Here is a 22,156-nt window from a genome sequence, read left to right on the forward strand (position 1 = left end):
TCGCATACACCGAATTGGCTTTTCTGTCCCGAGCGGAATCGTCCCGGGTGCCGTGGTGTTGTCTCTGCCATGACCACAACGGCATCCGACCGATCCGCCCCCGTCGTCGACACCGAGACCGAGTTCGGTACGAAGGTAGCCGAACGCCTGAACCGCGAATCCGTCCTCTGGCTGACCACCGTCGGCCCCACCGGAACACCGCAACCGAACCCTGTCTGGTTCCAGTGGCGCGACGGTGAATTCCTGATCTTCAGCAAGCCCGGTCAGCCGAAGATCCGCAACATCCTGCGCAATCCCCGGGTCGCGCTGAACCTGAACAGCACCGTCACCGGCGGCGATGTCGTCGTGCTCACCGGCGTGGCGCGCGTCGACGAACAGCGGCCCGGCGCGGACGAAATCGCCGCCTTCACCACGAAATACACCGACGGCCTTCGCTCGATCGACCTGACCGGCGAGCAGTTCTACGCCGAGTACTCCGTGGTGCTGCGCGTCACCCCGGATCGGCTGCGCGGGTTCTGATCGGCGATGACGTTCGCGCCGCCGCCGTCCACCGCCGCCTGGCGGCATCGGACCGCACGCGAAGGGTTCGAGGTGGCCTATTTCCGGGTCACCGAGCTCGGCGTGCTCATCGACGGCTGCACGACGGCCGTCGAGGACGGCGCGGCATGGGTGGTGGACTACCGGATCGCGCTCGACACCGAATGGCGGACGCGCCGGGCCCAGGTGGCCATCCGCAAACCAGGGGGCTGGAACACGCTGGTACTCGAGTCGGACGGCGCGGGGTCGTGGTTGCTCGACGCCATGCCCGCGCCGCTGCTCGACGGCTGCCTCGACGTCGACCTGGAGTCCTCCGCGCTGACCAACACGCTGCCGGTGCATCGGCTGGCGCTGGATATCGGCGACGGCGCGGACGCACCCGCGGCATACGTGTACGCGTCCGGGGCCGCGGTTGCCCGCCTGGAACAGCGCTACGTCCGCATCGCGGACGGCGAGCACGGACCACGGTTCGATTACTCGGCACCCGAATTCGACTTCACCTGCACCCTCGAATACGACAAGTCCGGACTGGTGCTCGACTACCCCGGGATCGCGGTCCGCGCACGGTGAACCGGCGGCCTCGGATATCGCCTGTTCACCCCCTACTAGGGTCGTTACCGATGAGAAGGCGGCAACAACCGCCGTTGCCGAAGCGGCACGGCTTGGACCCGGCCCGGCTGCGACTACCGGAGCAGGGCCACTGGGCGACCATTCGGGACCACCTGGTGGAGCGCCTGCCCCGGGTGCCCGCCGCGCGGATCGACGAACTGCTGCGCACGGGCGGCATCGTCGACCTGGACGGGCCGATCGCCCCCGACGCACCGTACGTGCCGGGCGGCGCGGTGTGGTTCCACCGCGATCTGCCCGAAGAGACCGTGGTGCCGTTCGACATCCCCATCGTGCATCGCGACGACGACCTGCTCGTGGTCGACAAACCGCACTTCCTGGCCACCATCCCGCGCGGCAAACACATCGTGCAGACCGCGCTGGTGCGGCTGCGCCGGGAACTCGATCTCCCCGACCTGGTCCCGGCCCATCGGCTGGACCGCGTCACGGCGGGCCTGATCCTGTTCGTGATCAATCCGGCCCGGCGCGGGGCGTATCAGACCATGTTCCACCAGCGCACCGTCCGCAAGGAGTACGAGGCGATCGCCCGGTTCGATCCCAGCTTGGCGCTGCCGCGCGTGGTGCGCAGCCGGATCATCAAAGAGAAGCACGTGCTCGCGGCCCAGGAGGTGCCGGGCGAACCCAACGCGGAAACCGAGATCGAATTGCTGGAGCACCGCGACGGGCTCGGTCGCTACCGGTTGCGCCCGCATACCGGCCGCACCCACCAGTTGCGGCTGCACATGAACAGCCTCGGCATCCCGATCCTCGGCGACGACTTCTATCCCGTACTCACCGACAAACCGGTCGACGACTTCCGCAGGCCGCTCCAACTGCTGGCCGCCTCGCTCGAGTTCACCGATCCGGTCACCCGGGAACCACGCCGCTTCGACACGACCCGCACGTTGCAGGCCTGGACCGATCCGCACGGATGGGCCGGATAATCGATCCGGCGTCGCATGAGATGCGGCGTCTGCTGGATGACCGGTCCAGCTCCGCGTCGCGCGATGTGCGGCTTGTGACTGCGCGGAGGTCGGCGGTCGGCGGAGACGAGGGGAAATGTGACCTGTCTGGCAGTGGGAAGCATGGCCGGTAGCGAGCCGATTACCGATTCGTACACTGGTCCGGATGTCTGAGCAGGCCCGAGCAGCAGCAGCGCCCCATCCACCCCACAAGATGCACGCCTACATCGACGTCGCCGTCGTAGTGGTCGTCCTGGCAGGCACCAATCTGGTCGCGCACTTCACCACGGCGTGGGCGAACATCGTGACGGTGCCGGTTGCCGCGGTCGTGCTGCTCGCACTGATGCGCAGGCGCGGGCTCGGCTGGTCCGAACTGGGCCTTTCGCCGCGGCACTGGCGGCGCGGTTCGCTCTATGGTCTCGCGGCGGTGGCGCTGGTCCTCGCTGTCGTCGCGATCGGCGCGGCGCTGCCGGTCACTCGTCCGTTCTTCCTGGCCGATCGGTATGCGACCATCTCCGGCGCGTTGATCGCCTCGATGATCGTCATCCCGTTGCAGACGGTGATCCCGGAGGAACTGGCTTTCCGTGGTGTGCTGCACGGCACACTGCACCGCGCGTACGGTGCGCGCGGCGTCTTCGCGGCGGGCTCGCTGCTGTTCGGACTCTGGCACATCGCGTCCTCGCTCGGGCTCACCTCCGGTAACCGCGGCCTCACCGGATTCATCGGCGGCGGTGTCACCGGACAGGTCATCGGGATCCTGCTCGCCGTCGTCGCGACGGCCGCGGCCGGCGTGGTGTTCACCTGGCTGCGCCACCGCAGCGGCAGCCTCCTCGCCCCCATCGCCCTGCACTGGTCGGTGAACGGTGCGGGAGCGTTGGCCGCCGCTGTCGTGTGGCACACCACGCTGACCTGATCGGCCCATCCGGCGTGGCCGGGCAGGTCATCGGAATCTGTGCACCGCGGAACTCGATATTCTTTGCCGCGCCCGCCGGTTCAGTGGCCGGAGACCGAAACGCGACACAAGAGAATTCCGTCCCGGAATGACGTGTGAATTCGAACTGAGTTTCGACACGCGGTTGCTTCGGCAAAAGGGCCGCTCACCCGGATATTCGGGCCGGACCGGGATTTTCGGCGCCTCGGCGTGTCGCCCATCGGCTCCCGCCGACGACATTGACCACGCGCAGCGGTCGGTTTAGTCTCACTCCGATCACACATATGTTCGAGCACTCATGTCTCCACCACCCGACATGACACCTGCTCTCGGGAAGGCTCGCGATGTCCGACGCACTGTCGAACGGTAGTTCCGAGATTGCCGCGCTGGCACAGCAAGTCGAGACCGCGCGCGGCAAATTGCCCCTGCAGTACGACCCGGCACTGCTGGAAGTGCTGTCCGAGCGGGAGATCGCCGCGGAACGCGAACTCGCGGAGTGGATTCGCGCGCAGCGACGCCAGCAGCGGCGCAGGGAGATCGAAGCGGAGCTGGCCGCCGAGCAGCGCGACCGCAAGTCGTCCGCCGCGCTGCGCCGCGCCGACGAGGCCGACGCGCGCTGGCATCGGCGCGCACTGGCGGCGCGGCGGCGGGTGTCCAGCGAGGATGCGCGACTTGCGCAGCTCTACCGGCGGGCCGAGTGGTCATCGCGCGCGTTGATCGCGGTGGTCGTGCTCGGCATGGTGTGGGCCGGAGTCAATGTGCAGCACAATCTGGTGCCCAGCGGTGACATGTCGGATCCGCTGTACTGGTTGAGCTACGGCATCGAGGCGATGATTTCGATCCCGATCATCACCATCATGGTGGCGGCGACGACCGCGGCGCGATGGGGCCGCGAACTGGCACGCGGCAAGGTGATCTTCTTCGAGGCGGCGCTGCTCGGCACGACCGTCGCGCTCAACACCGGACCGCATCTCGCCGCGGGCGACCTCGGCCGCGCCGCCGAGTACGCGATCGCGCCGGTGATGGTCGGCGTGGTGATCTGGCTGCACGCTTGGGTCTCGGCCCGGTACGCCGTCCTGATCGACGGTGCACCGGTGGTCGACCGTGACACGCCGATGGTCCGGATCGACGCGGAACCCGTCTCGGGGAGGTCCGATTATCACCCGCTCGACAACAGGGACGATCCGGCGAACGGCGGTCGATTTCGTTGGGAGGCAGGTTCTGACGCGCCGCGACTGAACGGCCACACTGTCCCACCTCGATCCAACGGACGCGCATTCCCGCATGCCACGAACGGGCACGCGGTTGAGACCTCGGCAAACGGCCGCGCTCACAACCTGGTAGATGGGCACCCCACTGCCACAACCACCGGTCGCACCGCTGACACCGGCAACGCAGATACCTACCCGGACGACGAAGTCCGCGACATCTCCGCTGCCTCGGGCCGATCCGATGGGCCCTCGACCAACGGATACCCGGTCACAGCTCCCAACGGCCGTGTATTCCCCCAGGCCACCAACGGGCACAGAGTCGAGACCTCCAGCCACGGGTACGCTCACGACATTCCGGTCAATGGGCACCCCACTCCGCCGAGCACCACCAGCAACGGGCACAACGTTCCGCCCGATCGGCCCACAGCCGCATCGAATGGAAGCGCTGCACCCTCGGTCGTTGCCGGTCATAGTGCAACCCCCCTGCCTGAGGATCGCCCGGCATCCTCGATCGTGCCTCCCGCCAATGCGCGCACCACCCAGTCGGCCGATGATCCAGCGGTACTGCCTTACTCGGCTGATGCGGAAGATTCGAGCCCCGCAGTCGAGTCTTCCTCCGCCAACATGGTGAACCACCCGGAAGCATCCATCGCAGGCACACTCGAACCGCATCGCGAAGCTGCGAAGCAGCCTGCCGCGCGACAGATCTCGATGGAAGATCTGCACGGAGACTTCGTGCTCCGGTCCGGTGCGCCGAGCAACGAGGCCACCGCGAATACTCCTGTGGCGCAGCAGCTCTCGAGCTCCGAACCAGGTGGACGTCCGATCGAGCGACGATATGGCGGATTCGACAGCACGGGCCGTCCGAGCATCGGCACCACCGAGCCCACGCGTACACCGACCGCGGCAACCGCCGACGCTGCCGCTCAGGCGAATCCGAAGGCCACCGCACCGCGCGGGGCGAAACGCGGAAAGTCACTGTCCGCCGAGCATGGCGACCGCTCCTCCGACGCGGAGAGTGAACAACTCGCGCTCGACGAATCCCCCGAACCTGTGCGCCCACACCTGCGCGCCGAACCGATGCCGATCCTCGACGAAGACGACGAGGATGACGAATTCTCCACCGAGACCGACGAAGCCGACACCGACGACGACGAAATCTCGGCAATCGCCCGGGCCATCACAGGCCGACGGTTGTCGAGCCTGCCGATCGAGGAGGTCAGGGAGATCCTCACGCTCGCCGACCAAGGCGGCGCGACGCCTGCCATTGCCAACGAACTCGGAGTCTCGCGCGCCGCGGTCACCCGCGTCCTGGATTCTGCGATCAGAGTCCACCGTCCCTACCTCGTCATCGGCTGACCCGACAGCTCGGCGACAGCTCCAGGTCGCGCAGCTGGCCGCGCCGACGCGGTACCCCAGCGGTGCAGCCAACCCGGTACCTGGCGCGTACACAACGCACAGAGTGCGCTGACTCGGTGCCGCGGACTCAGCTGCTGCCTCCTCCGCAACCGCTACCCCCACCACAGCTACTGCCGCCTCCGCTGCCGCCGTCGCCTCCGGAATCACTCCCGGAATCGCCGCCACTGTCCCCGGCGGCCCAACCATCGCGCCGGCGTCGCTGCTCGCTGCCGGACCTGTTGGCATTGCCGGCGATCACGGCGATCACGATCACCAAGAAGGCGACGCCGAGCAAGAACTCCATGACCGAACGTTATCCGCCCGGCCGTCGACGCGCACCGCTTCCAGTCCGAAAAAGGGCCGTGCACTCGGCGAATTCCGAATGCACAGCCCTTGATCTACTTGCCCGCGTCAGTCGCTCATGTTGAACCCGCCGCCTCGAAACCCACTCTTCCCGGCTGTGGCCGTGCCCTGGTGGTAAGCGGGATCGTCGTACTTCGCCGACCGCAGCTCACCTGGCGCCGCACCATCGGAGGTCCGATCGCCGTGCCCTGGCCACCACGCCTTGTGCCCGATCATGGCCGTGAGCGCGGGCGTGAAGAACATCGCCATGACGAACGCGGCGATCGCGATACCCACCGAGATGGCGAAGCCCATCTGTGCGAGCACGTTGTTGCCCGCCAGCATCATCGACGCGAACGTGCCCGCCAGGATCACCCCGGCGGCCGCGATGGTCGGTCCGGTGTGCCGAACTGCCAGGGCGGCGGCCTGTTTCGGCTCGTTGCCCTCGCGCGCCTCCTCCCGCAGCCGGGCGACCATGAGGATGTTGTAGTCGGTACCGAGTGCGACCACGAACAGATACATGATCACCGGGAGGGTGAAGATCAGGCCGGACTCGCCTTGGATGTTCTGGAATACCAGCACCGCGGCGCCGAGCGTGGCCGCGAACCCGAGGAACACCGACGCTATCAGGTACCACGGCGCGACCAGGCTGCGCAGCAGCCACCCGAGCACGATCATGATCAGGATCGCCGCCACCGGGAACACGATCGCGTAGTCGCGCGCCATCGCGTCCTGGAAGTCGACGAAGACCGAGGTCAACCCGCCGACCGCCGCCGTAGCCCCAGCGGGTGCGGCCGTGTGCGCGACGTCCCGCAGCGGCCCCTTGACCGTGTCCAGGGCGGCATCCGACTCCGGCACGTCGCTGAGTGTCACCACGAAATCGGCGATCGTCTTGTCGGCGGACAGCTTCGGCTCGGCCACGTCTCCCACGCCGGGCACCGCGGCCAGCGCGCTTCGGTAGGTGCTGAGCTGCTCTTCGGTCAGCTCGCCACCGCCGGAGCGCAGCAGGACATCCGAGGGCTGTGTGGTCCCCGCGGGCATGCCCTTCACCAATTCCTTGCTGTAGACCACGGATTCGGACGCCTCCGAGGTCGAGCCGGAGCTGAGGTCGAAGGTCGGGTGGAAACCCAACGCGAACGCCCCCAGCGCGATCAGCACACCACCGGACACCACCGCGAAAGCGCCGGGCCGCCTGCCGAGCGCGTTGCCGACCGCGGTGAACCGCGCACCCTTCGGCTCGCTCCGCCACGCCTTGGACGGCCAGAACACCTTGGTGCCCAAGAGCGAAACCACCGCAGGCACCAGCGTCAGCCCGGCCACCAGCGCCACCGCGACCGCGATTGCCAGTGCCGGCCCCATGGCCCGGAACATGCCGAGTGTGGACAACACCAGTGCCATGAACGCGATGATCACCGCGCCCGCCGCGGAGGTGATGGCCTCGCCGACGCGGGTGACGGCACTGACCATGGCCGTCTTCGGATCTTCGCCCGCACGCAGCCGCTCCCGGTAGCGGAACATCAGAAACAGGATGTAGTCGGTGCCGACACCGAACAGCACGACCACCAGGATGGCGTTGATCGACGCATCGATCTGCAGGTCGAAGGCCTTGGCCACCATGGCGATCAACCCACCGACCATGCTGGAGATCGCGCCGATCACCACGATCGGCAGCAGCGCGATCACCGGGCTGCGGAAGATGACAAGCAGCAGTACCAGAATCAGCACGATGGTGGCGACACCGATGATCGCCATGCCCTTTTCGCTGGATTCCTGCTGGTCCAGCACCTGAGCCGCCTGACCGGTGATGCCCGCCTTCAGGTCGGTACCCGACACACGTTCCTTCAACTCCGAGCGCAGTGCCTTGACCGCGTCACTCTGCGTGGTGTCGTTCGGATTGGTCACCTTAGATATCCGACGATACCGGGCGATATAGGTTCATCTGCCAAAACACCACCTCCAGCGCGTCCTACTCCGACACGCTGTGACCCCAGTAACACACCCCGGCTGTACGCATATGTGGCAGCCGACAGCCGCTCACGGCTGACCACCGCAGGGGGGACACCCTGCCTACTCCCGAGGGGAAATCATGACCGGTCCGCAGTACCCGCAGCAGCCCTACGGCCAGCCGTACCCGCAGCAGTATCCGCAGCCACCGAAGAAGCGGAAAGTGTGGCCGTGGATTCTGCTGGCCGCTGTCGTGCTGATGTTCGGTGGATGCCTGGCCCTCGTCGGCACCGCGGGCAAAGAGGTGTCCGAAGCCATCGACGCCGCAGCAACGTCCATCCAATCCGCAGCCGAAGCGCCACCGGAGTCGATCCCGCCGCTGGTCCCGAAGGCCCCCACCGGCAAGGGCAAGACCGTCGTGTACGAGATCATCTCCGACTCGGACCTGAACTCCGTCACCTACTGGGACGCCAACTCCGAGATCCAGCAGGAGACCGGCGCGTCCGCCCCGTGGACGATGACGATCACCAACACCTCCACTGCCGTTATCGCGGGCGTGGGTGCGCAAACCAACGGCTCCAGCGTCACATGCCGTGTCACGGTCGACGGGCGGGTGAAGGACGAGAAGACCTCGACCGGGAAGTATGCGGTCGTCAACTGCACCGGATAGACCGAACGCAAGAAAGCCGCCCCGGACTCCATCGGAATCCGGGGCGGCTTTTCCTTCGCGATCAGTCGACGACCGACAATCTCCCGAGCACGTGGTCCCGGACCCGCTTGGAACCGGTCCGCGCGGTGTTCACGATGTGCACCGCCTCGCGGCCGGTCAGCCCCAGCCGCTGCGCCAACTCCACCGGTACCGTCTCCGCGGCGCCCACCAGGTCCACGAGCAGCCGGTTACGCGCCTGCTCGGCGGCGTGCAACTCCTCCCGCGCCTGCTTGAACCGATCCGACCTGCTCGGCGGCCGACCGCCCTCGCTGCGCGCGAACGCCTCGCCGGTCGCCAGGATGGCGGCGCGGGCGCGCTCGATGCGCGCCATCACCTTGCCCTCACGGTCCTCACTCACACAGCCACGATATCCCGGGCAGCCAACCTCAAGTCCAGCTCCCGCACAGCCAGCGACCCCGACCACGGCGCCAGCCGGGCGCGCCCATCCCGGATCGCGTTCGACAACCGCGGTGACCGGTTACGGGCGGTCAGGTCCGCGGCCTGCGCGACGGCGGCCGCCGCCTCGTCGATATCGCCCAGCTGGATCAGCGCCCTCTCCAGCTCGAGCAGGGTCATCGCGAGATCCCGGGTGCGGGTCGGCTCGATCGCGGCCACCGCCCTCCGTGACGCCTCCACCGCCTCTGCGGCATCGCCCAGCAGCGACAGACACTGCCCCCGGTAGGACTCCAGGAACGCTGCCGACACGTAGTAGGCGCGGCTGTCCGCCGGTGTCAGCTCCTCGGCGACATGCTCCATTGCACGAGTCGCGTCGTCCAGTGCATCGAGGCAGCCCCGCCGCTGTCCAGCGGTGGCGCACGCCTCCGCGGTGCGCATCGCCACATAGGCACGCAGCCCATGGTCCCGAGACTGCGCCACCCAGCTCGTCGCTGCCACCGCGTGGTCGACAGCGATGCGGGGTTTGCCCTGCCAGATCGCGAGCTGACTCAACCCGGCGAGCATGTACCCGGCGCCGTCGCCGTCTTCCGCCTCATGTGCGAGATCCCGGGCCCAGTTGTACAGCCGGGCTGCGGTGGTGTAGTCGTTCTGGTCCCACGCCAACGCGCCAGCCAGCCCGATCCACTCCGCGTACAGCGACATCATCGAAGGCCGAAGTGAGTCTGGGCATTCCCGCAGCATCGCCTCAGTGACCTGCTGTTGCGCGATCACCATCCCCTGTGCCGCCGGAGAACCGAGCGCGTCATCCAACAGCATCGCCTCGAACAGCGTGGCGCGAATGCGTTCTAGCGCCCATTCATCCGGCCTGCCAGCTCCGGACAGTAGCCATTGCGCGCGAGCCACATCTCCCGCCAGCCCCAGGGCCGCAAGCCCACCCAACGTTGTCATCATGAATCCGCGGCGGTCCACATCATCCTCTTTCTGAGTGTCGTGCAGCTGCTTGAATGCGCGCTCGACGTCTTCGGAGGCGTTGGCCAGCACCGTTGCTAGAGCTGCGGCCATCTCGTCACCGATCGGGCCGCCCTTTTCCCACCGTCGAATAGTCCGCTCGCCCGCACCGAGCTTCGCTGCAAACTCGGGCTGCGTCATGCGTAGCGCCTTCCGCAATGCGTAGGCAGCAGACCCAGTCCAGTTCACTACGACGGTAGCCATCGGACCCCTCCAGGCAGAAGTGATTGAGCAGACGATAGCCGGTTCGTGGCCGGTTTTGGCCGGTAGTGGCCGGTCCGTTAGCGGGATGGTATGTGCAGCACCCGATGTCGGGCTGAACCCGACCCCCGGCATCGGGTGCCCCTTCAACACAACACGCGCACACGCACAGGGGGTACCAGATGCCCGAGTATCTGCCCGTTTTCGTCGTCGGTTTCGCCTTGCTGATCCTGATGGTGATTGCCTACCTAGTGGCCTATCTGTGGCCCGAGCCCGGCCCGCGCCGCACGGACAGGACCGTCCGGTGACCACTCTGGCCGACGCCGAGATGTGGCGTCACTTCCACCGACACTGCCACTACGACGGCGCGTTCCGATCGTTCAATGAGGCGGAGTTCGTCGTCAACGTCCACGGCGGCCACGGACCCTCCTGCCTGCAATACCTCTCGGCTAGCGCCTACATCTGCGGATCGGGGGATGTGGCAGACCATGACTGACGAACTGATCGAACCGGAATTGCCTGTGCGCGTGCCGTTCACCGGCCCGCCGGCGGACTACACGGGCGCGCCGATCGAGACGGTCGAGGCGGTCGCCGAAGCCATTCGGGAGTGGGCGGAGCGGTCATGATCGGCTACTACGAATCCCTGATCGACGGGAAGATCTCGATCGTCGGCGACGACGGGCACATCTACACCCGCGAGGAGTACGCCGACATGCTCGAGGACGCGGTCCGCGACGCCCATGGGCCGTCTGATGACCCCGACCGAGCCCCGAGCCGAATGCGCTAGTTGCCGCTTGTGGTCTGCCAAACTTCCTGTTCAACAGGGACGAGCGAGAGGGGTAGGGCATGAGTGTCCGGAAGGCGAGCAATGCGGAGTTGCGTCGGCGTGAGAAGCACCAGCGGAACCCTGCGTATGTGGAGTGGTTGGGGCGGATGGACGCCGAGATCATCCGGTTCTTCGCCGAGGACGCACCGGCCGTCGGCGCGTTGAAGAACCCGTGGACCGAGGACGGTTTGCGCATCGCCACCGAAACAGCGCGATCCATGTTCCCCGACTACCGAGCCGTGTTGGAGCCGCAGAACGCTGATGTGGTCGAGCGATTCGGCCGCTACGTCGGTGAGGTCTTCGTGCGCGCATTCGAAGGGCGTTGGTGGAACGTCCCCGAGAACGGACCCGACAACGCCCCGTTCTGGGCGTGCGTAGGCAATGTGGCATCAATTGCGTACTTGGAGCCGTTCGTTCACGTCAAAGCCGCTGTCGCGGAGGGGCGTGTGAAAGATGTCCCGGTACACCCGGGCGGCACGCTCGTCTGGCTGTGGGGAAATTGGCGAGAGAGTTACGACGAGTGGATCGCTGCCGGTCACCCCTCGGGTGCCGAGTGGTTCGACATCAAATTCGGAAGAAGCTAGCAACACATCTCGTGGGGGATGAATGAGCTCCGATGACACGCCGGACAACCTGAGCCCGGCTGAGCGTGAGCAGTACTTCAGATACGCCGCAGGCAAGTACGGCCGCGACGAAGCGGTGAGAACTCCGTTCGGATGGCGGGACAAGTCTGCCGAGATGCGGACGCAATGGATCGCCGGTAAGGCAGTGCAGCTGGGCTTAGGCCAGATCTACGGCATGGAAGCGCTCGGTGCGAAACCGGAAGTTACCGTCAAAGCGGGCGAACAGACCATCCGTGTGGATTGGCGCATACCCGCGCGCGACCTGGTCGTCGCGATCAACATCGAAACCAAGGGCGGCAGATTCGACCAGCAACGCGACCTGGTACAGCTCCAGGGATATGCGGCGCTTCTGGCACAAGGCCAGAAGGTCGTCTACTTCATCCGCGCCAGCAAAGAGCCGAAGCTTTCCAAAGACGTTCGCGAACAGCTCGCCAAGTTGGAGAAGCAGTATCCGAAGACGTTCACTGTGCAGCGAGCGAGTGAGAAGGTCTTCGCGCGCGTGTTCCAGGCCGGCATGAGGCAAGTTCAGAGGGAGCATCAGCAGAAGCTGCGGGAAAACATCGCGAAGCTTCCGGCTCGCGAAGCCAACGCCTTGACCGTGGAGCAGATCGCCCGGGACTACCTGCGGGAGATTCAGCAGGCCAAAGCGGAGGGTCGCCCGATCGGCATCGACCAGTTGCGGTTCATGCATGAAGCGTTGCGGGACTTGTCCGGTGCACAAGGGAAACTCGACCGAGAGCAGGCAGATCGGGACCGTCAGGTGCTCGGTTTGCGCTATCACGAATCGCGGGAGGTCGAGCAGTTCCTTGCGCTCAAGGCGCAGGACCAGCAGGACCAGCGCGGCACGGCTATCGACCGGATTACGCACGAGTTGCTTGATCGCGACCGCGAGGAGCTTGCGAAGGCCGCCAAGGAGGTTGCCCAGCAGATCGCGGAGGCACAGCAGCGTGGCGCCACCCTGGAGGTGGAGCAGCTGCGGCAACAGCACCTTGCGCTGGGCAACGCGCTCGGCAACGTGCAGAACGTAGAGCGTCAGATGTTCCAGGACATCGCGAACAGTGAAGTCGCGAAGGGGCTGCCGGAGAAGGAAGCCAAAGACTGGCTACTGGCGATGGACCTCATTCAGAAGGACCGCGACCACGGCACGGCGCAGCAGATCGACAACATCCGCGAGGCGGCTGAGCGTGAGGAGAAGGCGCGTGAGGATGCGCGCGTGGCGGCGGAGCAGGCGCGGGAGGCCGCTCAGCGGCGGGAAGCTCAGCTCCGTGAGCTCGGCCAGCGTCTTCCGCCGGAGGTTGTGAAGCTGTTGGGGGATGGTCAGGCGCAGCCGCCGGATTCTGCGGTCCGGCACCGTCCCGATGACACCACTCCGCGGGTCGCGCGTAGTGGGCGCCATGGGCCGGAGCAGAGCCGGGGACTCGACCGCGGCCGATAGAGTTTCGTGCAGTCTGCTTCCTGCACGAGAGCAGCCCGCCCCGATCCCCCGCACCAGGATCGGGGCGGTTCTGTGCCCGGACACGAAAAGGTCGCCCCCGTAGATCCGGAGACCTGCGGGGGCGTTGTGCGAGTAGTGGACTACTCAGATGAGAGAATCGAAGCCATGAGCGACGGCACCGCTGGCATGCGTGAGGCCGAGTCCGGTGACCCAGGCTTCGTCTACCGCAACGGCTGGACGCACTTCGAATGTGGCGACTGCCATGAGGTGATCTACGACGGCCGCTGGATCAGTTCGGAGGATACCGAGGAGCTGAAGCGGATACACCGCGCCGCGTGCACGGGCTAGCGGACGGCGTCGAACCCCACGAGCTCAGTCCTTAGTGTCCCGTCGTTCGTTGACACGCACTGAAATGACATCTTCGCCATCTCCCCGCCTCTGGGGTTGCCCCTCCCCTGCGCGGTGCCCGTGACCGTCCATCGGCCGCCGGCCTCCACCACCTTCACGTCGAACATCTGCACCGGACGCTGGTCGGCGACGTACTTCTCCTCGATCCGCCCGCGGCACAACTCCACCGCGTAATCACGATCCAGTGGCCGGTTCGGGTCGAATGACTTCGGCGCCACACCCTCCCGGCCACCGGAGGATATCACCCGGTATTGACAAATAACTTTGGTCATCTGCACGGCAATGATCTGAATCAGCCGGTTCTCCGAGGGCGGCACCGGCTGGATCGCGGTGACGTCCTTGATCCGCGCGCCGAGCAGTTCGGTGCCGATCGATGCGACCGAGGCCGAATCACCCTCGGTAAGCGCCGCCCCGTCCTGCCTGGCGAACACGATGATCGCCGCGGGCGCAGAGCTCTGTGGAAATGCCTCCTGCTGCATCTCCAATGCCTGAATGGACTCGTAATGCGGAGGCAGGAAGGCGGATTGGTCGGTCGTTGATTTCAGTTCCGGCGCCGAAGCCACCACCGCGATGGCGAGCAGCACCCACAGGCCGATCACCTTCCACGGATTGTGGACGACCACGGCCCCCAGTCGTGCGAACATGTGCGAAGAAATCCTTTCCGGATTCGTAAAAGCTGAGAGATCTCAGATCTGGAGGTCTTGCGAACTCGGGTTCTCGGCCACGTCGACCACCGTCCGGTAGATGTGGGCCGGAATCCGGCCCTCCAATTCGGCGGGCGTATCCACGATTTCCACCGTGTAGTCACCCCATTCGCGGTCGGCGCCGGTGAACCCGACCAGGACGCGCCCCCAGTTCTTCCAGTCGGTCCAGTCGGTCGCCGCGGCCATCTCGCGCCAGTTCGATTCCTGCCGGTGCACCACGAACTTCCCCTTGCGGCTCACATAGACCCGCACCACGTCCATCCCGACCTTGGTGTACTCCCGCGATTCCCCGAGCAACGTGCCGAAGAAACGCTGCCTGCGCACACCTCCCGGCCCGACCTTCAGGACGATCTCGCGAAAATCCTCCACCCCACCCGGCTCGGTGTCCCCTTTCGTGAAGCTCACGCCACAAGCCGCCTCGTCCACGACGTCTGCGCTGGTCAGGTTGTTCGGATCGCTGGTCATGACAATTCCCCGTTTCATAGGTGAATGCGCATGCAAGCATGCGTCTACCGCCAACGGCCCCATCGCGGATCCCGTTGCACCGGAGTCGATTTGATGTTGTCCGCGACGCTGAACCCACAGCGTCCCGCTGGAACTCACTATAAGTAGATGTATACGTATAACGCAAGACCTATCCGAGACCACCCGGCCGACGAGCACGAGGACCGCACCGCCCGCTGACACTGGTCGGGCTCCGTCACCGACATCGATCGGCTGAACCGTTTGCCATCGGGTCACCTTCGCCGAATGCGGCCAGGGCCACCGCGCTGTCACTGTCCCGAGCTGACCAACCTCTGGCTCGTGCCATGCGGCCGTGCTGGCGTCCTTCCCGAACGGGCGGTTTCAAGGGGGGATTCACCTGCAGGGCAGGTCAATTCAGAGCATGGACCACGACCACCACTCGCGGGCATGAAAGTGCATCGTGCGGAACCTGACAAACACAACAGCTTCAAGGAATTCATGCAGTCGATCCTCGAACTACTGAAGAACCGCCCTGACACACCGTGGTGGTAGGCAGCGACGATCTCCGAAGGCGAATGCAGACGACCCCACGCCGAAAAGCTGGGGTGACGTTTACCCAGAATCGCCTCGCATTTTTGATAAGCGCTGCATAGGGCCGGAGAGCGAGCGTCCGTGCCGGTTCAGGTCGGCCCACGGATCGCGCTGCCCGGCCATTCGCTCGAGCACGTCGCGGATCGTGAAGCGGTCCGGCCGCATGCCACCGCTATCCAGTTCGTCCCATTCGAGCGGGGTGGCCACCGGTGCGCCAGGGCGGGCCCGCACGGCGTACGGCGCGACCGCGGTCTGCGCGTAGGCGTTGCGCATGACGTCGAGATACAGCCGACCGCCGCGCTTGTCCTTAGGCACCTCGACGGTGCGATGCGCAGCATCGTCGTCGACGACCAGCTCGGCGACTTCGCGTGCGAACTGCCGGGTTGTGTCGAAGTCGGCGTCTGCTCTGAGCGGTACCACGACGTGCAGCCCCCGCGATCCGGTCGTCTGTACTTAGGGGACCAGGCCGAGATCGTGCAGAGCGTCACCGAGGGCGCGCGCCGTCGCTCGCACCGTTGCGAAGTCGCCGTCGGCCGGCTCCAGATCGAACACGAGTCGGTCAGGATTGTCCGGCCGACGCTGCCGTGCCAGCCAGACATGCGGGGTGATGCAGTCCCTGGTTTGCCAACCACTCGAGTGCCTCGCGCCGCTCGGCGAGGGCGTGCATTACGGTGCCGCCCTCTGCCCGCTCCATCCAGTCCGGCAGTGAATCGGCGAAATCCTTCTGCACGAACCCCTCCTCCCCGATGCCGCGCGGAAACCGCTGCAGCATCAGCGGTCGGTCCTTCAGGTGCGGCAACATCACCGCGGCTATCCCGGAGTAGTAGTCGACCAGGTCGCCCTTCGTGATGCCATCGGCCGGGAACAGCACCCGGTCCGCGTGTGTGATCTCCACATCGATGCTCGCCATCAGCGTGTCTCCCACACGACCCCATTTCCGCGCCTGCCGTCCGGTGGGTCGGAGCTGCGGCCGGACCGCCCCTTGCTCCTCCGGTATTCCTTCCGGGTCATATCCAAGGCCTACCCGCCGACCAGGGCCGAAAACGCAACCGCCGCGACCGCGCAAATGCATCGTTCGATCCGCCTGGGGCTTGGATGAGGAGCCGTGCCGCACGAGCAGATCGCACCGGACAGCAATCTCGGCAAGCGCCCGTCAGTTCATTACGGCGCTGAGCTCAGATCGTCTGGCAGGATCCGGAACGCGGGGTACCGACCAAGAGGACGCAACGCCCGGAAATCACGCCTGTCCAGGGTGAGGATGGCGTCAGTGTCGAATTCGTCAGCCAAGGTCACACAGACCGCATCCACCAAGTCGAGATCCAGGCTGCCATAGCGCGCGCGGACACCGAGTGCGCGATGCAATTGCGCCGCATCGACGCTCGCAATCACTATGCGGGTTGAGGCGACTCGTCCGGCAAGCAGAGACAAGATGCTGTCGGCCACTTTGCGGCCTGCCCGAACGCTTGCCACATGGTGCACCTCGGTGAGTGCCAGCGGGCTGACCACAATGGCACTTGCCCAATCCGCAGCTCGACGCACTCCGAAATGCTCGGGGTCCGAACGATTGAACAGCGCCAGGATTCCCGAGGTATCGGCAACGACGATCATGCGGGCCGATTCATCGCGTTGCGGATGTCGTCCTTATCGATAGGCCCACCCAGATCAAAGGTCTCGTCATCGCTGAGCAGCGGAGACTCCCATTTGCGATGCCGCATGAGGTACGCCCGAACTGCGTCGCGGGTGATTTCGTGCTTCGAGCGCCCCTCGGCATCGGCTTGCGCGTTGAGCGCCGCCTCTTCGTCCTCGGGCAACCGCATCGTCCAGGCCATACGTTTATGATATCAGATTTGATACCACTATGTTCGACTCATCGAGCGACGACTGCCTACCACCTCGGGTCCGGTGGCCAGACCGAGTTCGCGCTCACGCAGGCCGTGTAGATGCGCGCGATCTCGTGACGAACGAGGCCACCCTCCTCTTCGGTGAGCTCGCGGAGCTCTGCGTCTCGGCTCACGAGCCGCCGGACTTACCGCCGCCCTGGTGCCAGGATGGGGAGATGCGCGTCCTCGTTACCGGTGCGAACGGCTACCTCGGCCGGGCGGTCGTCGCGGCACTCGAAACAGCCGGACACGAGCCGATCGCGATGGTGCATACCGCCGAATCATCGATGCACACAGCAACTCGGGTCGCCGATGTGCTCGATGAGGGCGGCCTCCGACAGGCACTCGACGGAGTCGATGCGGTATGCCATCTCGCGGGACTCACTCGTACTCGGAAGTCGGCAGTCGAGCCGCTCCGATATTTCCGGGTGAACGCGGGCGGGACAATCACACTGCTCGCAGCTATAGCCGCTGCTGAGGTGCCGCGGATCGTATTCGCCTCCACCGGGTCGATATATGGCACTCCTGAGCGCCAGCCGATGACGGAGGATCTGCCCGACGCGCCACAGCACCCGTACGCGGCAAGCAAGCTCGCGGCCGAGCTGGCGATTCACGCACAGGCGGCAACCGGGAACTTGTCAGCCGTGATATTGCGCCTGCTGAACGTGGCGGGCGGTGTCGACCCCGATCCGACGCGTCTTGTTCCCAGGGCACTGGCTGCCGCGAGGGACCGATCTGCGTTGGAAATCAACGGCGACGGCAGCACGGTCCGGGACTACCTGCACATCGCCGATGCTGCCGCGGCTTTCGTCGCTTGCGTCGATAACATGCCGCGCTTGGGCAAGCCTACGCGGTACAACATCGGTAGTGGTCACGGCACGAGCATTCTCGACGTCGTCGCTGCGGTCGAGCGGGTGACCGGCCACCACATCCGCCTTGTGCATCGCCCGCCGGCATCCGAGCCCGCAGCACTGATCAGCGATCCCGCCAAGGCGATAGCCGAATTATCTTGGTATCCAACCCATTCCGATATCGAATATATCGTTCGCGACACCTGGCACAACCTGGAACGACCGGAATCGCGATACCGATGATCTGGGAACTCGAATCCCCTGAGCTGTCTCCTGATTTAGGTGTGCCGGTGACGCCTCCAGCAAACGACGCCGTCCGAAGTATGCCCGGATGATGTCACGACCTGCCCTCCAGCACCACATCTCGTCCGGGTGCACCACCGGAATAACGAAGGCCCGCCTCCCGAAATGTGAAGCGGAGCAGGAAGCGTCTTCGGCGCTCTCGTCGCGGCCCCAGCGCCGCGCGTCGCTCCACCCTATCGGCACAACCAGCTGTCTACTCCGTATGCACCAGTGCGTGAATTGCTTTCGCAACGGCCTGTGCGTCAGTCAGGTCATCAAGTATCAGGTCAGCGTCGGCCAAACTCGATGCGGGCGTGCCTCCGGCGGCGACCGCGATGATGTGCGCCCCGCCTTTGACCGCGGTCTCGATGTCGCCGGGACTGTCGCCGATGAGAACGGTGTTCCGCTGGTCGAACTCGCTCGCGTACCGGGAGGTGGCGCGAGATTGTGCTATGGAAACCAACTCGGGTCGGTGCCCGTTGTCGTCGCCGTATGCGCCGGTTTCCAGATCGAGGAAAACGTGCAAGCCGAAAGTTTCAAGTTTTATCCGAGATACCGCTCGGGTGTTTCCGGTCAACACGGACTGCCGCACACCGTAGACACCGGCCAGGTGAGTCAACGCATCTTTGGCCCCGGGCATCACGCAACCGTGCCGACGTAGTTGGTCCTGCCGCGCACGATAGGCCGCTGCGAGACTGTCGGCGAAGACGCTGAACGGCGGCGGCCGGTGTATTTCGTGCAGTTCGGCGCTCGCCGCGTAGATGTCGGGTTCGGTGCGGCCGGTGATGTGCGGCATCTGTTCAAGGGCCCGTCCAGTCACCTGTTCGAAGGCGGCAGCGAACGCGGCACGGCCGACGCCACAGGTCTCGATCAGAGTGTGGTCGATGTCCCAGAGCACCAGCACGCTTTCGGTGTCGCAGTGCGCGTATTCCATGCGAACCCGTACCTCCCGGTCCTACTGTGACCTGCATGACCTTGTCGCCGCTGTCGAATGACGATATCGGTGCCCGGATCCGGCTGCATCGTGAGCGGAGCGGGCGTACGCAGGCGGTCATTGCTGGGTTGGCGGGTATCAGCACCGACTATCTCGGCCAAGTCGAGCGTGGTCGTAAGACCCCCAGCGCGGGGGTGTTGCGATCGCTGGCATCGGTTCTGGGCGTCCCGGTAGGGATACTGCTCGGCGATTCCCCTGCCGAAGTACCCAAATCGGTATCCACCAGCGGCGACCGTTTGGCCTTTGCGCTCATGTCCGGCCGCGGGAGCGTCGTCGATCTCGGCGAACTGTCCGACCGGGTTCAACATGCCTGGCAGATATGGCTGACAAGCAGTCACCGTTACAGCGAGTTGCTCCCGGTGCTGCCCGAATTGATCGGAGATACCGAAGCGACCCTGCGCGGTCTAAGACGAGCACCGCAGCGCCGACAGGTCGCGGTGATCGCAACCGACCTGTACGGCCTGCTTCGGACTGTCACCCGTCGAGTCGGTCGTACTGACCTGTCGAATCTAGTCGCTGACCGCGGCTTACGCGCCGCTGAGGATGCCGACGACCCGATTCGGGTGGCAATAGCGCGTTGGAATCTCGGCCACACGTTGCTGATGTCGAACGAGTATGAGGCGGCTGTCGAACTTGCTGTCGTTGCCGCTGAGGAGGTGGTGGCTGAGTCCGGTACCTCTGCGGCGTCGATCGCGCTGGCAGGTGCGCTCAATCTCGTAGCTACGGTCGCCGAAGCACGGGCAGGTCGGCATTGGGCAGCGCGGAACCGCTTGAACACCGTATGTCCTCTCGCGGTGCACGCCAAAGATGCGGGCAATGTTGGCCACACGATGTTCAGCCGATTCAATGTGGGGCTCCACTCGGTGTCGATCGAGCTGGAAGCGGGGGACTCGACGGAAGCACTTCGAATCGCGGACCAGCTCGATGCGTCCGAATGCCTCTCGGTGGAAAGGCATTTCACCCTTGCTCTGGACCTCGCGCGGGCATATGAGTTGCGCCGCGAGGAAACCGGAACGTTGCTGCATCTACTGAACGCCGAGCGTGTGGCGCCCGAGGATCTCGACCGCAATGTCGGCGCACAGGAAATGGTGCGCCGTCTGTTGCACAGCACACGCTCGGCCAACCGCGCCCAAGCCGTCGTCCTGGCCCAACGGCTCGGCATCGACACCTGACCCGGACCGAGGGGCGACCCGGTCTCCGAGACCAGGTCGTCGCGCTCACACCTTCTTAGCGTTATCCCGACGCCTGGAGTCGGTTGTGCTGCAAGCCAACTCACCATATCGGGAGCTGTAGCGGCTGAAAGGATCGGCACTGACAGCCCGGCTCCAGGCGCCTACCACGATCGAACAGGGAGGCGCTAGGGATGCAGTTGGAGAAGTTCACCGCGAGCGGACCGAGCAGAGACAGGATCGTCACCCCACCGGCGATCTGCAGGTTCGCCGATGCCGAGTTGGCACACCAGCAGATGCGAAGACACCACGAATGCCGCATCGACCGGTGTGCGTGGAAGCGGGTGGCCTATCAGACGCTGGTCCACTTCGGCAGGATTGTGCCGCCAGATATGAGCCCACGGCTAATGGCCGCACTGGCTCCCGGACTTGTCGCATGCGGCGGTAGCGCCGTGGATAAACGAGAACAAGACGACGGCCGCCAGTCCAGCTCGAGCTGCCCTGTACAACCCATGCACGATCCCCGACGACGCCATCCGCGCGGCCGGTGTCGATCCGGCGAGCCAGGAAAGTGGGATCGGTGGGGTACCACAGTCCGGGTGGGAGATCTGCGCCTGGAAAGGGGACCAGTACGCGATCACGGTGTACTCCTCGGCGCGCAGCATCGACGACTACCGCGGTAAACCAGGAAACGTCGAGTTCCAGAACGTGACGATCGCCCGCCGCGCTGGTGAGCAGTTCCGGGTGGCCGGTGGCTCCAAAGACCTCAAGTGCGATGTCGTGTTCACCACGGCGCAGGGCAGTGTGCAAATCGCATTGGTGAATCTGCCTGGAGTGGACGGCTTGCCTGATCCCTGCAAGTCGCTGCCTGCGGTCGCTGCTCAGCTGATCCCCCATCTGCCCAAATAGGAACCGACCGAACTGGGAGGGGCACATGGCCGACGACCAAGCAACGCAGTGGTCGAAGTTCGCCGAGCAGGCCAGGTCTGGCGAACTCCACCTCGACAACGAGGCCGTGGCCCGTCAATGCCTCAATGCGTGCACGCAGCGCATCGCCGATCTACAAGACTCCTGTTCCTGCTCGTCGACCGAACGAAGAACGTTTCCGGCTTCGGCGATTTCGACATGGCGAAAGCGCTCCAAGGAAAGTTCATCAGCCAGGGACATGACCTCGATACCGCGATCCGCGAGGAAATCGAGATGGTCAAGGACATGCAGGAGGTCATGCGTCTGTCTCTGTCCAGGCTCGTCGGCCAGGATGTCGACAACGCGGGCAACATCGTGTCTGGCACGCAATCGCTCGAATAATTGCTCGGCGAATCGAATTCCAGTCATCGGGGATCGGCGGCTCGGAGGCTCCGATGACGAAGGCCCGCTTCCCGAAACGGGAAGCGGGCCTTCGTTGTTCGACTTGTCAGCCGTGGAGCAGGCTTACTTCGCCTTCTCCAGGACCTCGACCAACCGCCAGCGCTTGGTGGCCGACAGCGGGCGGGTCTCCATCAGCTGGACGCGGTCGCCGATGCCGGCGATCTCGTTCTCGTCGTGCGCCTTCACCTTGGAGGTGGTGCGGATGATCTTGCCGTAGAGCGGGTGCCGGTTACGGTCTTCCAGCTCGACGACGATCGTCTTGTTCATCTTGTCGGAGACAACGTAACCGACACGCACCTTGCGGGTGCCGCGCTG

25 protein-coding genes and 2 pseudogenes are annotated in these 22,156 nt (G+C 65.3%); 17 read left to right on the forward strand and 10 right to left on the reverse strand.

What is annotated here, in order from left to right; all coding sequences use genetic code 11:
- Positions 1 to 69: 69 nt before the first annotated feature.
- The 5 genes from AB0M45_RS18060 (at position 70) to AB0M45_RS18080 (ending at position 5,606) form a co-directional block, all read left to right on the forward strand.
- Complete coding sequence (locus tag AB0M45_RS18060; protein WP_364329840.1) at positions 70 to 519, forward strand: TIGR03667 family PPOX class F420-dependent oxidoreductase; 450 nt, start codon at positions 70 to 72, stop codon at positions 517 to 519.
- 6 nt (positions 520 to 525) lie between these two features.
- A complete protein-coding gene (locus tag AB0M45_RS18065) occupies positions 526 to 1,107 on the forward strand; it encodes a putative glycolipid-binding domain-containing protein (RefSeq protein WP_364329843.1) in 582 nt (193 codons plus the stop codon).
- A gap of 50 nt (positions 1,108 to 1,157) precedes the next feature.
- Complete coding sequence (locus AB0M45_RS18070) at positions 1,158 to 2,087, forward strand: RluA family pseudouridine synthase (RefSeq protein WP_364329847.1); 930 nt, start codon at positions 1,158 to 1,160, stop codon at positions 2,085 to 2,087.
- Positions 2,088 to 2,271: 184 nt separating this feature from the next.
- Positions 2,272 to 3,018, forward strand: coding sequence for a CPBP family intramembrane glutamic endopeptidase (locus tag AB0M45_RS18075; RefSeq protein WP_364329849.1), 747 nt, complete (start codon positions 2,272 to 2,274; stop codon positions 3,016 to 3,018).
- A 362-nt stretch (positions 3,019 to 3,380) separates the two neighbouring features.
- The gene (locus AB0M45_RS18080; protein ID WP_364329852.1) at positions 3,381 to 5,606 is read left to right on the forward strand and encodes a hypothetical protein; all 2,226 of its coding nucleotides are present in this window, start codon (positions 3,381 to 3,383) and stop codon (positions 5,604 to 5,606) included.
- A 450-nt stretch (positions 5,607 to 6,056) separates the two neighbouring features.
- Here AB0M45_RS18080 and AB0M45_RS18085 read toward each other — a convergent pair whose 3' ends face one another.
- A complete protein-coding gene (locus AB0M45_RS18085) occupies positions 6,057 to 7,889 on the reverse strand; it encodes an MMPL family transporter (protein WP_364329855.1) in 1,833 nt (610 codons plus the stop codon).
- A 184-nt stretch (positions 7,890 to 8,073) separates the two neighbouring features.
- On the opposite strand from AB0M45_RS18085, the gene AB0M45_RS18090 reads away from it, so the two are divergent.
- A complete protein-coding gene (locus tag AB0M45_RS18090; protein WP_364329858.1) occupies positions 8,074 to 8,601 on the forward strand; it encodes an MmpS family transport accessory protein in 528 nt (175 codons plus the stop codon).
- Positions 8,602 to 8,662: 61 nt separating this feature from the next.
- On the opposite strand, the gene AB0M45_RS18095 is transcribed toward AB0M45_RS18090, so the two are convergent.
- Together AB0M45_RS18095 and AB0M45_RS18100 are read right to left on the reverse strand one after the other, a co-directional pair.
- Positions 8,663 to 8,998 carry a hypothetical protein gene (locus AB0M45_RS18095; RefSeq protein ID WP_364329861.1) on the reverse strand — a complete coding sequence of 112 codons (336 nt, stop codon included), beginning with the start codon at positions 8,996 to 8,998 and terminating at the stop codon, positions 8,663 to 8,665.
- Positions 8,995 to 10,380 carry a helix-turn-helix domain-containing protein gene (locus tag AB0M45_RS18100; RefSeq protein ID WP_364329863.1) on the reverse strand — a complete coding sequence of 462 codons (1,386 nt, stop codon included), beginning with the start codon at positions 10,378 to 10,380 and terminating at the stop codon, positions 8,995 to 8,997. The genes AB0M45_RS18095 and AB0M45_RS18100 overlap by 4 nt, the downstream gene beginning before the upstream one ends.
- 47 nt (positions 10,381 to 10,427) lie before the next feature.
- Between AB0M45_RS18100 and AB0M45_RS18105 the strand changes: the two genes are divergently transcribed.
- The 7 genes from AB0M45_RS18105 (at position 10,428) to AB0M45_RS18135 (ending at position 13,477) form a co-directional block, all read left to right on the forward strand.
- Complete coding sequence (locus AB0M45_RS18105; protein WP_364329866.1) at positions 10,428 to 10,553, forward strand: hypothetical protein; 126 nt, start codon at positions 10,428 to 10,430, stop codon at positions 10,551 to 10,553.
- Positions 10,550 to 10,741 (forward strand): hypothetical protein, encoded by a 192-nt coding sequence (locus tag AB0M45_RS18110; RefSeq protein ID WP_364329869.1) that lies wholly within the window; start codon positions 10,550 to 10,552, stop codon positions 10,739 to 10,741. The genes AB0M45_RS18105 and AB0M45_RS18110 overlap by 4 nt, the downstream gene beginning before the upstream one ends.
- Complete coding sequence (locus AB0M45_RS18115; protein WP_364329872.1) at positions 10,734 to 10,871, forward strand: hypothetical protein; 138 nt, start codon at positions 10,734 to 10,736, stop codon at positions 10,869 to 10,871. Before AB0M45_RS18110 ends, AB0M45_RS18115 begins: the two co-directional genes overlap by 8 nt.
- Positions 10,868 to 11,032 (forward strand): hypothetical protein, encoded by a 165-nt coding sequence (locus AB0M45_RS18120; RefSeq protein ID WP_364329875.1) that lies wholly within the window; start codon positions 10,868 to 10,870, stop codon positions 11,030 to 11,032. The genes AB0M45_RS18115 and AB0M45_RS18120 overlap by 4 nt, the downstream gene beginning before the upstream one ends.
- Positions 11,033 to 11,091: 59 nt before the next feature.
- Positions 11,092 to 11,655, forward strand: a complete 564-nt coding sequence (locus tag AB0M45_RS18125) for a hypothetical protein (protein WP_364329878.1) — start codon at positions 11,092 to 11,094, stop codon at positions 11,653 to 11,655.
- A gap of 22 nt (positions 11,656 to 11,677) precedes the next feature.
- The gene (locus AB0M45_RS18130; RefSeq protein ID WP_364329881.1) at positions 11,678 to 13,129 is read left to right on the forward strand and encodes a hypothetical protein; all 1,452 of its coding nucleotides are present in this window, start codon (positions 11,678 to 11,680) and stop codon (positions 13,127 to 13,129) included.
- A 165-nt stretch (positions 13,130 to 13,294) separates the two neighbouring features.
- Positions 13,295 to 13,477 carry a hypothetical protein gene (locus tag AB0M45_RS18135; RefSeq protein ID WP_364329884.1) on the forward strand — a complete coding sequence of 61 codons (183 nt, stop codon included), beginning with the start codon at positions 13,295 to 13,297 and terminating at the stop codon, positions 13,475 to 13,477.
- On the opposite strand, the gene AB0M45_RS18140 is transcribed toward AB0M45_RS18135, so the two are convergent.
- The 5 genes and pseudogenes from AB0M45_RS18140 to AB0M45_RS18160 form a co-directional block, all read right to left on the reverse strand.
- On the reverse strand, positions 13,474 to 14,121 hold the full coding sequence (locus AB0M45_RS18140; protein ID WP_364329887.1) for a hypothetical protein: 648 nt from the start codon (positions 14,119 to 14,121) through the stop codon (positions 13,474 to 13,476). The two genes, AB0M45_RS18135 and AB0M45_RS18140, sit on opposite strands and share 4 nt — an antisense overlap.
- A gap of 102 nt (positions 14,122 to 14,223) precedes the next feature.
- Positions 14,224 to 14,706, reverse strand: a complete 483-nt coding sequence (locus AB0M45_RS18145) for an EXLDI protein (protein WP_364329890.1) — start codon at positions 14,704 to 14,706, stop codon at positions 14,224 to 14,226.
- Positions 14,707 to 15,318: 612 nt separating this feature from the next.
- Positions 15,319 to 16,207, reverse strand: a pseudogene (gene ligD / locus AB0M45_RS18150) (non-homologous end-joining DNA ligase).
- A gap of 251 nt (positions 16,208 to 16,458) precedes the next feature.
- Positions 16,459 to 16,905: a PIN domain-containing protein gene (locus AB0M45_RS18155; RefSeq protein ID WP_364329893.1), complete on the reverse strand. Its 447-nt coding sequence runs from the start codon at positions 16,903 to 16,905 to the stop codon at positions 16,459 to 16,461.
- Positions 16,902 to 17,126, reverse strand: coding sequence for a CopG family transcriptional regulator (locus AB0M45_RS18160; protein ID WP_330233091.1), 225 nt, complete (start codon positions 17,124 to 17,126; stop codon positions 16,902 to 16,904). The genes AB0M45_RS18155 and AB0M45_RS18160 overlap by 4 nt, the downstream gene beginning before the upstream one ends.
- Before the next feature lie 227 nt (positions 17,127 to 17,353).
- Between AB0M45_RS18160 and AB0M45_RS18165 the strand changes: the two genes are divergently transcribed.
- Positions 17,354 to 18,271: an NAD-dependent epimerase/dehydratase family protein gene (locus AB0M45_RS18165; protein WP_364329897.1), complete on the forward strand. Its 918-nt coding sequence runs from the start codon at positions 17,354 to 17,356 to the stop codon at positions 18,269 to 18,271.
- Between the two features lie 253 nt (positions 18,272 to 18,524).
- Here AB0M45_RS18165 and AB0M45_RS18170 read toward each other — a convergent pair whose 3' ends face one another.
- Positions 18,525 to 19,244, reverse strand: a complete 720-nt coding sequence (locus tag AB0M45_RS18170; RefSeq protein ID WP_364329900.1) for a haloacid dehalogenase-like hydrolase — start codon at positions 19,242 to 19,244, stop codon at positions 18,525 to 18,527.
- 35 nt (positions 19,245 to 19,279) lie between these two features.
- On the opposite strand from AB0M45_RS18170, the gene AB0M45_RS18175 reads away from it, so the two are divergent.
- The 3 genes from AB0M45_RS18175 to AB0M45_RS18185 all read left to right on the forward strand — a co-directional run bounded on the left by AB0M45_RS18175 (position 19,280) and on the right by AB0M45_RS18185 (position 21,781).
- Positions 19,280 to 20,476: a helix-turn-helix transcriptional regulator gene (locus tag AB0M45_RS18175; RefSeq protein ID WP_364329903.1), complete on the forward strand. Its 1,197-nt coding sequence runs from the start codon at positions 19,280 to 19,282 to the stop codon at positions 20,474 to 20,476.
- A 426-nt stretch (positions 20,477 to 20,902) separates the two neighbouring features.
- The gene (locus tag AB0M45_RS18180; protein WP_364329906.1) at positions 20,903 to 21,382 is read left to right on the forward strand and encodes a DUF3558 domain-containing protein; all 480 of its coding nucleotides are present in this window, start codon (positions 20,903 to 20,905) and stop codon (positions 21,380 to 21,382) included.
- 129 nt (positions 21,383 to 21,511) lie between these two features.
- The gene (locus AB0M45_RS18185) at positions 21,512 to 21,781 is read left to right on the forward strand and encodes a hypothetical protein (protein ID WP_364329909.1); all 270 of its coding nucleotides are present in this window, start codon (positions 21,512 to 21,514) and stop codon (positions 21,779 to 21,781) included.
- 123 nt (positions 21,782 to 21,904) lie between these two features.
- Here the strand turns inward: AB0M45_RS18185 and rpsQ are convergent.
- Positions 21,905 to 22,153 (reverse strand): annotated as a pseudogene (rpsQ, locus tag AB0M45_RS18190) (30S ribosomal protein S17); the annotation flags it as partial.
- Positions 22,154 to 22,156 lie beyond the last annotated feature (3 nt).

The sequence above is a fragment of the Nocardia sp. NPDC051787 genome (genome assembly GCF_040681325.1).
Taxonomy (GTDB): domain Bacteria; phylum Actinomycetota; class Actinomycetes; order Mycobacteriales; family Mycobacteriaceae; genus Nocardia.